This is a genomic window from Streptococcus sp. 21.1 (assembly GCF_016648635.1).
In the GTDB taxonomy this organism is placed as follows: domain Bacteria; phylum Bacillota; class Bacilli; order Lactobacillales; family Streptococcaceae; genus Streptococcus.
Map to the genome: position 1 here is coordinate 98,079 of NZ_JACLQL010000006.1, position 13,577 is coordinate 111,655.

Annotated in this window: 10 protein-coding genes; 9 read left to right on the forward strand and 1 reads right to left on the reverse strand. The window is 41.1% G+C overall.

From position 1 onward, the window contains the following. Positions 1-15: 15 nt before the first annotated feature. The 6 genes from rnpM to H7U01_RS06070 all read left to right on the forward strand — a co-directional run bounded on the left by rnpM (position 16) and on the right by H7U01_RS06070 (position 6,052). Entirely contained in the window at positions 16-312 is a 297-nt protein-coding gene (gene rnpM / locus H7U01_RS06045) for an RNase P modulator RnpM (protein ID WP_014633911.1), read from the forward strand. Next, positions 305-607 carry a YlxQ-related RNA-binding protein gene (locus H7U01_RS06050; RefSeq protein ID WP_002947460.1) on the forward strand — a complete coding sequence of 101 codons (303 nt, stop codon included), beginning with the start codon at positions 305-307 and terminating at the stop codon, positions 605-607. The genes rnpM and H7U01_RS06050 overlap by 8 nt, the downstream gene beginning before the upstream one ends. Positions 608-625: 18 nt before the next feature. Continuing rightward, positions 626-3,442, forward strand: a complete 2,817-nt coding sequence (infB, locus tag H7U01_RS06055) for a translation initiation factor IF-2 (protein WP_201041281.1) — start codon at positions 626-628, stop codon at positions 3,440-3,442. 93 nt (positions 3,443-3,535) lie between these two features. Further along, positions 3,536-3,889, forward strand: a complete 354-nt coding sequence (gene rbfA / locus H7U01_RS06060; protein ID WP_002883798.1) for a 30S ribosome-binding factor RbfA — start codon at positions 3,536-3,538, stop codon at positions 3,887-3,889. Positions 3,890-3,953: 64 nt separating this feature from the next. Beyond that, a complete protein-coding gene (locus H7U01_RS06065) occupies positions 3,954-4,517 on the forward strand; it encodes a TIGR00730 family Rossman fold protein (protein WP_107372543.1) in 564 nt (187 codons plus the stop codon). Positions 4,518-4,819: 302 nt separating this feature from the next. Then, complete coding sequence (locus tag H7U01_RS06070) at positions 4,820-6,052, forward strand: lipid II:glycine glycyltransferase FemX (protein ID WP_139724628.1); 1,233 nt, start codon at positions 4,820-4,822, stop codon at positions 6,050-6,052. Between the two features lie 61 nt (positions 6,053-6,113). Here the strand turns inward: H7U01_RS06070 and H7U01_RS06075 are convergent, their stop codons facing one another. Then, complete coding sequence (locus H7U01_RS06075) at positions 6,114-7,559, reverse strand: UDP-N-acetylmuramoyl-L-alanyl-D-glutamate--L-lysine ligase (RefSeq protein WP_107372545.1); 1,446 nt, start codon at positions 7,557-7,559, stop codon at positions 6,114-6,116. A gap of 94 nt (positions 7,560-7,653) precedes the next feature. On the opposite strand from H7U01_RS06075, the gene H7U01_RS06080 reads away from it, so the two are divergent. The 3 genes from H7U01_RS06080 (at position 7,654) to H7U01_RS06090 (ending at position 13,569) form a co-directional block, all read left to right on the forward strand. After that, positions 7,654-9,285: a polysaccharide biosynthesis protein gene (locus H7U01_RS06080; RefSeq protein ID WP_037610593.1), complete on the forward strand. Its 1,632-nt coding sequence runs from the start codon at positions 7,654-7,656 to the stop codon at positions 9,283-9,285. Positions 9,286-9,400: 115 nt separating this feature from the next. Beyond that, positions 9,401-12,181, forward strand: coding sequence for a cation-translocating P-type ATPase (locus H7U01_RS06085; protein WP_201041282.1), 2,781 nt, complete (start codon positions 9,401-9,403; stop codon positions 12,179-12,181). 293 nt (positions 12,182-12,474) lie between these two features. Next, a complete protein-coding gene (locus H7U01_RS06090; RefSeq protein WP_002890005.1) occupies positions 12,475-13,569 on the forward strand; it encodes a cystathionine gamma-synthase in 1,095 nt (364 codons plus the stop codon). Positions 13,570-13,577: the final 8 nt, after the last annotated feature.

Sequence of the window (13,577 nt, forward strand, 5' to 3'; positions counted from 1 at the left end):
ACATAGAGGTGTTTGATGGCTAAAACACGAAAAATACCTTTACGCAAATCAGTTGTCTCAGGAGAAATCATTGATAAACGTGATTTGCTCCGCATCGTAAAAACTAAAGATGGTGAGATTTTCATTGATCCAACAGGAAAGCAAAATGGCAGAGGTGCTTACATTAAACTAGATAATGAAGAAGCTCTCCAAGCCAAAAAGAAACGTGCTTTTAACCATAGTTTCTCAATGGATGTTCCTGAAAGTTTTTATGATGAACTCATTGCTTATGTGGATCACAAGGTCAAAAGAAGAGAGTTAGGTCTTGAATAACACAGAAAAATTGTCAAATATGTTAGGACTGGCACAAAGAGCTGGAAAACTTATTTCTGGCGAAGAACTTGTCATCAAGGCAGTTCAATCAGGGCAGGCGAGACTAGTTTTTCTTGCCAATGATGCTGGTAGTAACGTGACTAAAAAGACGACTGATAAATGTAACTACTATAATATAGAAGTCTCCACAGTGTTTAACGCACTGGAATTAAGCATGGCTATTGGTAAACCAAGAAAAACGGTTGCTGTAGTTGATGCTGGATTTTCAAAGAAAATGAGGACTCTTATGGAATAAAGAATAGGAGGACATCACGTGTCAAAGAAACGATTATATGAAATCGCAAAAGAGGTTGGTGTAGAAAGCAAGGTTGTTGTTGCAAAAGCTCAAGAACTTGGTCTTTCTGTGAAGAGCCATTCCTCATCAGTTGAAGAAGCTGATGCTAATCGTATCACTTCAAGTTTAAAAGGGGGAACAGCTAAGGCTGAAAGCAAGCCAGCTCCTAAAGCGACACCAACTCCTAAAGAGGAAAAGGTAGCGCCTAAGGTTGATAAGGTACCTGTTGCCAAATCAGCTCCAGCTAAAGAAACATCAAAGGCTGAAGTCAAAGAAGCCCCTGCGACTCCGAAAAAACCACAAAGCCGTAATTTTAAGGCAGAACGTGAAGCACGTGCCAAGGCAGAAGCAGAGCGTCGTCAAAACGGCGGAGGCCGTGACAACCGTAATCGTAACCGAAATCAACAAGGGAACGATCAAGGTAAACGTCAGAATAATGATCGTCGCAACCAAAATGGAAATGGTCAAGGCAACCGTAATAATGGGAACCGCGGTAACAATAGTAATCGTGACCGTAATTTCCAAGGTAAACAGCGCAATGATCAAGGTCGAAATAAACGTAACGATGCTGCCCGCAACAATCAGGCAGGTCCACGTATTGACTTTAAAGCGCGTGCAGCAGCCTTGAAAGCAGAGCAAAATGCAGAATATTCACGTCAAAGTGAAACACGCTTCCGTGAAGAAAAAGCTGCAGAGCAACGCCGAGCGAAAGAGCAGGAAAAGGCAAGAAAAGAAAAACAACAGGCTGAAGTCGCTGCTCAAAAAGCAGTTGCTGAAGCTAAGCCAGCTCCAAAACCAGCACCGGCTGCACAAGCACAAGATACACGTCGTAAAAAGGCACGTCCAGATAAATCACGTGATAATCGTCGCGAGAATGAAGATGGACCTAAGCAAACAAGAAATAATAAGTGGAATAATCAAAACCAAGTGAGAAATCAACGAAATAGTAACTGGAACAAAAACAAAAATAAAAAAGGTAAAAATAACCGTGGTAATTCAGCTCCAAAACCAGTAACAGAGCGTAAATTCCATGAATTACCAAAAGAATTTGAATACACTGAAGGCATGACGGTTGCAGAAATCGCAAAACGTATTAAACGCGAACCAGCTGAAATCGTTAAGAAACTCTTCATGATGGGCGTTATGGCAACTCAAAACCAATCTCTTGACGGGGATACCATTGAGTTGTTGATGGTTGACTATGGTATTGAGGCAACCAAGAAAGAAGAAGTCGATAATGCTGATATCGAACGTTTCTTTGTTGACGAAGATTACCTTAACAAAGATGCTATGGTAGAACGTGCACCAGTTGTTACTATCATGGGACACGTTGACCATGGTAAAACAACCCTTCTTGATACCCTTCGTAACTCACGTGTTGCGACTGGAGAAGCTGGTGGTATCACACAGCATATTGGTGCCTACCAAATTGAAGAGGGTGGTAAGAAAATTACCTTCCTTGATACTCCTGGACACGCGGCCTTTACATCTATGCGCGCCCGTGGTGCTTCTGTTACAGATATTACTATCTTGATTGTAGCTGCGGATGACGGTGTAATGCCACAAACTATTGAAGCCATCAACCACTCTAAGGCTGCGGGTGTTCCAATCATTGTTGCGATTAACAAGATTGATAAACCAGGCGCTAACCCAGAACGTGTTATCGGTGAATTGGCTGAGCATGGAGTCATTTCAACAGCATGGGGTGGCGATAGTGAATTCGTTGAAATCTCAGCTAAATTTGGTCAAAATATTGAAGAGTTGCTTGAAACGGTTCTTCTTGTGGCTGAAGTGGAAGAGCTTAAAGCAGATCCAAGTGTTCGTGCCATCGGTACCGTTATTGAAGCTCGTTTGGATAAAGGTAAAGGTGCGGTCGCAACCCTCCTTGTTCAACAAGGTACCTTGCATGTTCAAGACCCAATCGTTGTTGGTAATACCTTCGGACGTGTCCGTGCTATGACCAATGACCTTGGTCGTCGTATTAAGACTGCAGCACCATCAACACCAGTTTCAATTACTGGTTTGAACGAAGCGCCTATGGCGGGTGACCACTTTGCCGTTTATGAAGATGAAAAAGCAGCTCGCGCAGCCGGTGAAGAACGTGCCAAACGTGCCCTTATGAAACAACGTCAACAAACACATCGTGTTAGCCTTGACAACCTCTTTGACACCCTTAAAGCCGGTGAATTGAAGACTGTTAATGTTATCATCAAGGCCGATGTACAAGGTTCTGTTGAAGCCTTGGCAGCGTCACTTCTTAAGATTGATGTTGAGGGTGTTCGCGTTAATGTTGTTCACTCAGCAGTAGGTGCTATCAACGAATCTGATATTACTCTTGCGGAAGCTTCAGATGCCGTTGTCATCGGATTTAACGTTCGTCCTACACCACAAGCACGTCAACAAGCGGAAACTGATGAAGTTGAAATTCGTCTTCACAGCATCATCTACAAGGTTATCGAAGAAATCGAAGATGCCATGAAAGGGATGCTTGATCCTGAGTTTGAAGAAAAAGTCATTGGTGAAGCTATTATCCGTGAAACCTTCAAAGTTTCTAAAGTCGGAACAATCGGTGGGTTCATGGTTACTAGTGGTAAAATCACTCGTGATTCAAGTGCCCGTGTCATTCGTGATGGTGTCGTTATTTTTGATGGTAAATTGGCAAGCTTGAAACACTTTAAAGATGACGTTAAAGAAGTCGGAAACGCTCAAGAGGGTGGTTTGATGATTGAAAACTACAACGATATTAAAGTTGATGACGTTATCGAAGCTTACATTATGGAAGAAATTAAACGTTAATTTTATTAGCTTTAAAAAGCTTACTTAGGAGATAAAGCTAGGTCATCTGGCCTGGCTTTTGTTCCATCATAATAAGAGAGAAAGGATAAGACTATGGGAAATTCATTTCGTGTAGACCGTGTTGGTATGGAAATCAAACGTGAGGTCAATGAAATTCTTCAAAAGAAAGTTCGTGATCCACGCGTGCAAGATGTCACTATCACAGATGTACAAATGCTAGGTGATTTGTCGGCTGCTAAGATTTTTTACACTATTCATTCAACCTTGGCCTCAGATAACCAAAAAGCACAAACTGGGCTTGAAAAGGCTACTGGGACAATCAAGCGTGAACTTGGTAAAAAATTGACCATGTATAAGATTCCAGATTTAACCTTCATTAAGGATGAATCTATCGAATACGGTAATAAAATTGATGAAATGCTTCGTAATTTGGAGCGTAAAGACTAAGAAAAAATTCCTGTCAGTTATGGCAGGAATTTTGCGTTATAATAGAATAAAAAGGAGGACTTCAATGAAAGTAACAGTCTATTTGGGAGCTAATATGGGTGACAATCCTAGCTTTAAGAAAGCAACGATTGCCTTGGGCCAGTGGATTGCTAAAAATGGGCATACTCTAGTCTATGGTGGTAGTAAGATGGGGCTGATGGGAGTTCTTGGTGATACTGTTTTGGAAAATGGGGGAGAGGCTCATGGAATTATGCCGCAATTCCTCAAAGATAGGGAGATAGCTTATGAGGGATTGACTTCAATGACCATAGTAGAAACCATGGCAGAACGAAAGACTGCCATGCTAGAGCAAGGAGACCTCTTTATCGCCCTTCCAGGAGGTCTAGGAACACTGGAAGAAATTTCTGAAGCTATTGCAGCGGCTCGCGTCGGTAAGCTGGACAAACCCTGTGTTTTCTTCAATCTCAATGGCTATTATGATGCTATGAAAACAATGTTGGATACCATGGTTACTCATGACTTTTTAGAGGCTGAAACAGCAGCAAAATTCCTCTTTACAGATGATTTTTCAGAAATTGAAGCTTTCGTCCAGTCTTACACGCCTCCTCAATTGAGACGTTATCGCTAATTTTTATGATAGATCAGCTCTCTAAGTTTAAACGAGGAGAGTTTTTTTGATGAAGAGACGATAGTAATTAGTATTTCTTATAAATTTCAGAAAATTAACTAAAAATCCCTTAACAAAAATGAATAATTTGTATATAATAGTGTTTGTAAATTTAATCGTTTACCAAATTTTCCTCATCATCTGTGAGTAATATCCATGAATACTTAATACCCCTCTTGGTCTGGAAACTTTGCTAATCGTTAGACTAATTTAACGTTTAGCAGCAAATGTGGGATTTAGGATAGACGAAAGGGATGATAGTAATGTCTATTATGGTTAAAAGTGTCAATTTTGATGATTATCAAAAGACACAGACAAGCTATAAGGATACTAATTTTTTACAGTCAGCTGAGATGGCTAAGCTTCAGTTAAGCCGTAATCATATCGGTGAAGTAGAGGCTCTGGTTTTTGAAAGGGATGGCCTGATAGTGGGGCAAACCATTATCGTTTACAGGAGGAGTTTTCGTATCTTTAGGAAAGCACTCTTATTGCATGGCCCCTTGCTAGATTACAATTCTATAACTGATTTGCCAGACCTTCTTGAGGCCTTGATACTCTATTTAAAAAAGAAAAATATTGCATCACTTTCTATTCATCCCTATCTTACCAATCTTATTAGGAATGAAGAACTTGAAATCCTTAAAGAAGATAAGGCTGATGAAGTCTCCAAGGTATTTGAAAAATTAGGTTTTGAGCAGTATTTAGATCCAGAACAGGCTCTAGTTGTTAATCAGATGTTTGTCAAACCCATTGATACCTTTACTACTTCTGACGAGATGCTCGCAGCTTTCTCACCATCCTTGAAGCGAGATTTAAAAAAATTTACCGCTTTGAATGTCAAAGTTGAAGAGCTAAGTGAGGATAATCTCGATCAGTTTTATGACATCCTAGTTCGGACAGCAGAGAGAAAAGGATTTTCAGTTCATCCATTAACCTATTTCCAAGATTTGAAGAGGAACTTTGGAAAATCTGCAAAGTTTATGTTAGCTTATTTGGATTGCCCAGCTTATTTGGCTTATCTTGATGAGAACATTAAATCTTTTGAAACTAAGATTCAGGCTTTAAAAGATGGTCCTCAGAAAAAACGAACCAAGGGTCAGATTGCGGATGCCCAAGATCAGCTTAGAAGCTACTATAAACGTTTAGAGCAATTTAAGACCTATCAAAACACTGGTGACAAATTACCTCTATCGGCTTATCTTTTTATGGATTATGGATCAGAAGTCGTCAGCTTTTACGGCGGGAATGATGAAGCCTACCTTAATTTTGGTGGGGCAGTTCTTCTCCATTGGGAAATGCTACAATATGCTATGCGTAAGGGTAAAGAGCGGTTTAATTTTTATGGGACAATCGAAACTGAAGCAGCTAGTACTGGAAAAGGGAACTTCCATTTCAAACGTCAATTTGGAGGGCAGTTAGAAACACTTGTTGGCTCTTTTGATAAGACCCTAAATCCTTTCTATGATATTTTTAAGAAAACACTAGGTAAGGACTAGTTTCTATATAGAAAAAAGTCAATTGAGGCTAATTGTAATACCTCAATTGACTTTTTGTTGTTTACAAATATTTCTTAGCGACTTCAATATCGCCAGCATAGTTATCACGTTTCCCATTTACGATTTGGAAAGCATCAGCACCTTTACCGGCAATAACCACAGCGTCTTTGGAGTCTGTAGTCTCAGACATTGCTGTTTTGATTGCTTCTTCTCGATCAACAATGATACGTACCTCACGGTTGATGTGACTGGCAATTTCTTGACAGATAGCAAGAGGATCCTCCTTGTTAGGATCGTCGGCTGTTAGGAAGACATCAACATCAGGGTAGGTATTGAGGACATGTCCGAAGTCTTTACGACGACTTTCACCTTTATTTCCAGGAGCCCCTAGAATTAGGCTAATATGGCCATCTTGATGGCTGGTTACGACTTGTAAGAGCTTATCTAGGCTATCTCCATTGTGAGCATAGTCCACAAAAACCTTGGCTCCTTTAGTTTGTGTAAGAACTTCCATACGCCCTGGAACAGAGGTCTGAGCAATCCCTTCTTTGATGTCTTGAAGGCTAGCTCCAAGACGTAGGCAGGCTAGACCTGCAGCCATAGCATTGTCCTGGTTAAAATCACCGATAAGTTGGATATCATAGTCGCCGGCTAATTTCCCACTTGCCTTAAAGCTAAAACCTGAGCCATGTTTAACAGCATTGTCGGAGTTTTTACCATAGAAGTCATGCTCTTTATCCGCAACTTCCTCAGCGACAAAAGCAAAGTGATCCATACCGCTATTGACGATAACAACTCGACTGTTTTCCAAGAGAAGACGCTTATGGTAGAAGTAGTCTTCAAAGGTTGGATGTTCAATAGGTCCAATATGGTCTGGGCTGATGTTAAGAAAGACACCTACATCAAAAGTCAGTCCATAGACACGCTTAGTCAGATAGGCTTGACTTGAGACTTCCATAATCAGATGGGTCATGCCATTATCAACAGCTTCAGCCATCATACGGAAAAGGTCCAAACTCTCAGGTGTTGTTAAGGTAGACTTGAAGAAAGTTTTTCCGTCTAGTGTCGTGTTCATGGTTGAAAGCATAGCAGGTTTATGACTTTGCTTGAGAATATTGAAGGCAAAGTAGGCTGCTGTTGTTTTCCCTTTTGTCCCAGTAAAAGCCAGCAATTTTAGTTTGTCTTGGGGGTATTGGTAGAAGGCCTGAGCAACGAGGCTCATAGCCTGCTTGATATCTGTTACGATAATGACAGGAATTCCCACTTGATAATCTTTTTCAGCCACGTAGAAACTCAAGCCAGCTTTGACAGCATTCTCTAAAAATTCAGGCTTAAAGGCAGCCCCTTTGGCAAAAAAGAGGGAAGATGGTGTGACATCACGACTGTCGTAAGAAAGATGATCAAAAGTCACTCCAGTCCATGAATAGTAGTAGTTGTCTTGGTCAATAATATCTCGAAAATTACGGTCCTTTTTGAGAACCTCTAGAACTTGTTCAATAGTAATCATAGTTCCTATTTTAGCCTTAATGTTCTTGTTTTACAAGTCACAGCCAAAAGTTTATAATAAACTAGATTATATTTTATTCTCTAGAAAGAAAGTTATGACTGAAACTAAAACTGACACACAGCAGCAGCAGATGCTAAGAGGGACGGCGTGGATGACAGCATCCAATATTATCAGTCGTCTATTAGGGGCACTTTACATTATTCCTTGGTATGCTTGGATGGGTAAACAGGGCGACCAAGCCAATGCCCTCTTTGGTCAAGGGTATAACATTTATGCCCTTTTCCTTTTGATTTCTACAGCAGGGATTCCAGTCGCAATTGCCAAACAGGTGTCTAAATACAACACTCTTGGAAAGATGGAGACGAGTTTCTTCTTACTCAAGCGTATCTTGTATTACATGATTGGTCTCGGACTGATCTTTGGCGTTTTCATGTACTTTGCTTCGCCGTGGATGTCTTACCTTTCTGGGGGAGACGAGGATCTGGTTCGCGTAATGCGTAGTCTTTCTTGGGCAGTTGTTATTTTCCCATCTATGTCTGTTTTACGAGGCTTTTTCCAAGGCTTTAACAACATGAAGCCTTATGCTTTAAGTCAGATTGCGGAGCAGATTATCCGTGTTATTTGGATGCTGTTGGCGACCTTCTTCATCATGAAAATTGGGACAGGCGATTATGTGACAGCAGTTGTCCAATCGACTTTTGCCGCTTTCATCGGTATGTTGGCTAGTTATGGGGTGCTTTTCTTCTACCTTTGGAAGGAGGGCAAGCTCAAGAGTCTTTTTGGCAAGCAGGCTGTTCATCCAGATATCAATCCGACTGCAATTGTTATTGAAACCTTTAAGGAAGCCATTCCTTTCATTATCACTGGGTCAGCGGTTCAACTGTTTCAGTTGATTGATCAATGGACCTTTATCCGTACTATGGAGAAGTTTACAAGCTATAGTAACAGTCAGCTTCAGGTTCTCTATGCTTACTTGTCTTCAAACCCAAGTAAGATTACTATGATTTTGATTGCCGTAGCTATTTCTATTGCTGGAGTTGGGATTCCCCTCTTGACAGAAAATATGGTTAAGAAGGATCTTAGGGGAGCGGCTAAACTGATTATCAATAATCTTCAGTTACTCTTGCTCTTTATTGTACCTGCCATTGCAGGATCAGTGATTCTGGCTAAACCACTCTACACAGTTTTTTATGGGGCACCAGATAGCCAGGCCCACTTGCTCTTTGTAGCCAGTCTAATTCAAGTTATTTTCTTGGCCTTGTATAGCGTTTTAGCACCTATGCTTCAGGCCATATTTGAGACCCGTAAAGCTATCAATTATTTTGCGATTGGGGTTTTAGTTAAGGGAATCTTACAGTTACCATTGATTATTTTCCTAGGAGCTCTTGGACCAGTTATTTCAACAGCCATCGGCTTAGGTGTTCCAATTGCTCTGATGTATAATCGCCTCCACACTGTTACGCACTTTAGTCGTAAGACAGTGTTTAGAAAAGCCTTACTCATCTGTATCCTTACAGTGCTCATGGCTATTCCAGTTGCAGTCTTCTATGGGGTGTTCCAGTTTGTACTTTCACCAACAAGCCGTGTGGGCAGTGTGATTTACTTGATCATTGGAGGAGGCCTTGGAATTGGTGTCTATGGCGTTCTTGCTCTTGTAACTCGTATGGCTGATCAATTGCTTGGCACCCGAGCAGCTAGCCTACGTGCTAAATTACATATCAAATAAGATTTAAACCAAGTCGTGTGGCTTGGTTTTTTCTTTTCAACATTTTCTGAAAAAGGAGTATAATAGGGGTGAAAAAATGAAATCGTTTTAATGATTTAGAATCGAGGAAAGGACTATGACTGATTCTAGACAAGAAAATATAAAATTAGGGACCTATCCTCCTGAACAAGTTTACCAAGTCTTGCAGACAAGCCATCAAGGTTTGAGCTCACAAGAGGTTAAGGAGAGGCAGGCGACGTATGGCCCTAACCAATTGAAGGAAAGTAAGACGGAGCCTATTTGGCTGACCTTTTTCAGACATTTTACTAGTCTCATGGCTCTCTTATTGTGGGCTGGTGGCTTTATCGCTATGCTCTCTCATAGCTTGGAGTTGGGGATTGCAATTTGGTTGGTCAACATTATTAATGGTCTCTTTAGCTTTATTCAAGAATATAGAGCAAGTCAGGCTACGGCAGCTCTTAGCAAGCTTCTTCCATCCTATGCGCGAGTTCTTCGTGATGGTAAGGAGGACAAGATTCTAGCTCAAGACTTGGTGCCAGGTGACTTGGTTTTCATTGAAGAAGGAGACCGTATTTCTGCAGACGGACGCTTGGTCGCTGTGACAGATTTGCAGGTTAATCAATCGGCCCTCACTGGTGAGTCTAATCCCATTTATAAGTCAGATCAAGCAGATTTGACTCCCGATAAGACTGAGTTAGAATATGACAATATGGTATTTGCAGGGACGACAGTCTCTTCTGGTTCTGGACATTTTATAGTATCTGCTATCGGTATGAAAACTGAGTTCGGACAAATTGCAGACTTGACGCAAAACCTAGCTCAGGAAAAGAGTCCCCTTCAGAAAGAATTAGATCATTTGACCAAACAGATTTCGGTCATCGCAGTATCTGTAGGTCTCTTCTTTATGGTGGCAGCGACCCTATTTGTCCATCAGCCTTTGTCTCAAGCCTTTATTTTTGCATTGGGGATGATTGTGGCCTTTATTCCAGAGGGACTTCTTCCCACAGTTACTCTCTCTCTAGCCATGGCAGTTCAGCGTATGGCTAAGGATCATGCTTTGGTTAAGAAGTTGTCTTCGGTAGAGACACTAGGAGCAACTTCTGTTATTTGTTCGGATAAAACAGGGACTTTGACGCAAAATGCTATGACGGTTAACCACCTGTGGACCTTGTCAGACAGTTATGGGGTAACTGGGCTAGGTTACGCACCGGAAGGGCAGATTGAGCAGGAAGGACAACCTGTTTCTCTTGAAGAAAATGAGCTCCTTAATCGTTTGGTCAGATTCTCACATTTGGCTAGCAATGCTCAAGTTGTAGCTCCTAGTGCTGATAATCCCAATTATACGATTTTAGGTGATCCGACGGAGGCTTGTCTTAATGTTCTCGCTGAAAAAGCAGGAATTAATTTAAATGACAATCATACTTGGGCCCCTCGCATCAAGGAAATTCCCTTTGATTCTGATCGTAAACGGATGACAACAGTGCATAAGCTTGAGTCAGGATTGGATGGTAGTTATCATATATCTATCACCAAAGGTGCTCCAAAAGAAGTGATGGAGCTTTGCTCAGATTACTTTGATAATCAAGGGATGATTAAATCATTGACAGCTACTGAGCGTCAGGCTATCCTTGCGGCTAACGATAAGTTTGCCCGTGATGGTCTACGTGTTTTAGCTGTGGCCTATAGACCTTTAGATAGCGAGCATATTGGAGAAGACCGGTGGGACATGCAGACCCTGGAGGACAATATGGTCTTTCTAGGCTTGGTTGCCATGAGTGATCCGCCACGTCAGGGGGTGCGAGAGGCTATTGAAAAATGCCATAGAGCTAGTATTCGTATTATCATGGTGACAGGGGACTATGGTTTGACAGCTCTTAGTATTGCTAAGAAAATCGGAATTGTACAAGGTGATGATGCGCGTGTTGTTTCGGGACTTGAACTAGCTGCCATGGATGACGACCAGCTCAAAGAAGCGCTTAAAGGGGAAATTGTTTTTGCTCGTGTAGCGCCTGAACAGAAATACCGTGTGGTCAATGCACTTCAGGAACTTGGTGAGGTTGTCGCTGTTACTGGTGATGGTGTTAATGATGCCCCTGCCCTTAAAAAAGCCGATATCGGTGTAGCTATGGGGGTATCGGGAACCGATGTTGCCAAGGAATCTGCGGATATGATTTTAACAGATGATCATTTTGTTTCGATTGTACATGCTGTTGAAGAAGGTCGTGCGGTTTATAGAAATATTCAAAAATTCCTGACTTATATTTTTAATTCCAATACACCTGAAGCTGTACCCTCTGCTTTCTTCTTGTTCTCTTTGGGACGCATACCTCTTCCCTTAACGGTTATGCAAATCCTAGCTATTGACTTGGGGACAGATATGGTACCTGCTTTGGGATTGGGGGTTGAACCACCTGAAGAAGGAGTGATGGATAAGCCACCAAGACGTTTATCAGACCGCTTACTCAATCGCCAACTATTGATTAAAGCTTTTGTCTGGTATGGACTGATTGAAGCAGCCTTAGCTATGGGGGCTTTCTTCCTTAATTATTGGGTTAATCAAGGTAACTTAAACCATTTGGCTAGCTCAGGTCCTCTCTACCGAGAGGCAACCACAATGACCTTAGGTGCTATTATCTTTACCCAAATTGGTATGGCTATGAATAGCCGTAAGGGTAGGGGATCTATTTTCCAACTTAAACCATTTGCTAATCGGATTATTAGCTTAGGGATTGTTTTAGAAATTGTTCTCTTTATCATCCTGTCTTACATGCCTCTCTTCCACACGCTATTTAACACTGCGCCTATTGGACTCGATGATTGGCTCTATTTACTTGCTTGTCCGTTTGTTATTATGGCTTTGGAAGAAATTAGATATCGCTTATTTGATAAAAAGTAAGTCAGTGGCTAAGCTCAGATTGAAGCAAGACTTTTAAATCATTTCTTAGTGCTTGAAACTATAATGTTTTAGGCACTTTTTGACGTTTGAAAACTTATTTTCGACATTCTCAAAAATTGGGCTTATTTTAAATTATAGACAGCATCTATCTGTATTTTCAGGTTATAGAAATAAACTATAACTAACTATCAAGAATCCGTATGATGAACTTACCATTATTTTCAGAAAATAGTGATAAAATAGAGGTCATAGATATGGAGTATATCCACTTTACCATGTAGAAAGGGCACATTATGACACAAGAATATCAATTAGAAACCATTTTGGCACACGCAGGAATCAATTCAGATGAAGCAACAGGAGCCTTGGCTTCACCGATTCATTTTTCAACAACCTACCAACATCCAGAATTTGGCCATTCTACTGGTTTTGACTATACACGAACTAAAAATCCAACACGCGCAACAGTGGAAAAAACACTTGCAGCTATTGAAAAGGCAGATTATGCTATTGCGACAAGTTCAGGGATGAGCGCCATTGTTTTGGCCTTTGAAATTTTCCCAGTAGGCAGTAAGGTTGTAGCTGCGCGTGACCTTTACGGAGGTTCTTTCCGTTGGTTTAATGACAAGGAAAAAGAAGGGCGTTTCTTTTTTGAATACACTAATACAGAAGACGAGATGATTGCGGCTATTACAGAAGATACCGATATTGTTTACATCGAAACACCGACAAACCCACTTATGATTGAGTTTGATATTGAAAAAGTGGCAAAAATTGCTCATGACAAGGGTGCGGTGGTTATTGTTGATAATACTTTCTATAGCCCAATCTATCAAACCCCGATTACTCAAGGTGCTGATATCGTTGTACATTCAGCTACTAAATACCTATCAGGGCATAATGATGTTTTGGCTGGTGTTGTTGTGACTAGTAACCAAGAATTCTACGATAAACTCTATTATAACCTCAATACTACTGGTCCTACCTTGTCACCATTTGATAGCTATATGCTTATGCGTGGTCTTAAGACCTTAAAACTTCGTATGGAGGCATCAACAGCTAATGCTCAAGAAGTTGTAGCTTTCTTAGAGAAGTCACCAGCTGTTAAGGAAGTTCTCTATCCAGGCAAGGGTGGTATGATTTCCTTCAAAGTGGCTAATCAAGACAAGATTCCTACCATTATCAATTCCCTAAAGGTCTTTACCTTTGCGGAGAGTCTAGGTGGTGTCGAAAGCTTGATTACCTACCCAACGACACAAACCCACGCAGATATTCCAGGTGATGTGCGTGCTTCCTATGGTTTGACAGACGACTTGCTTCGTCTTTCAATTGGTATTGAAGCAGCACAAGATTTGATTGCTGACTTGGAAAATGCCCTTAGTCTTTAAGGAGTTAT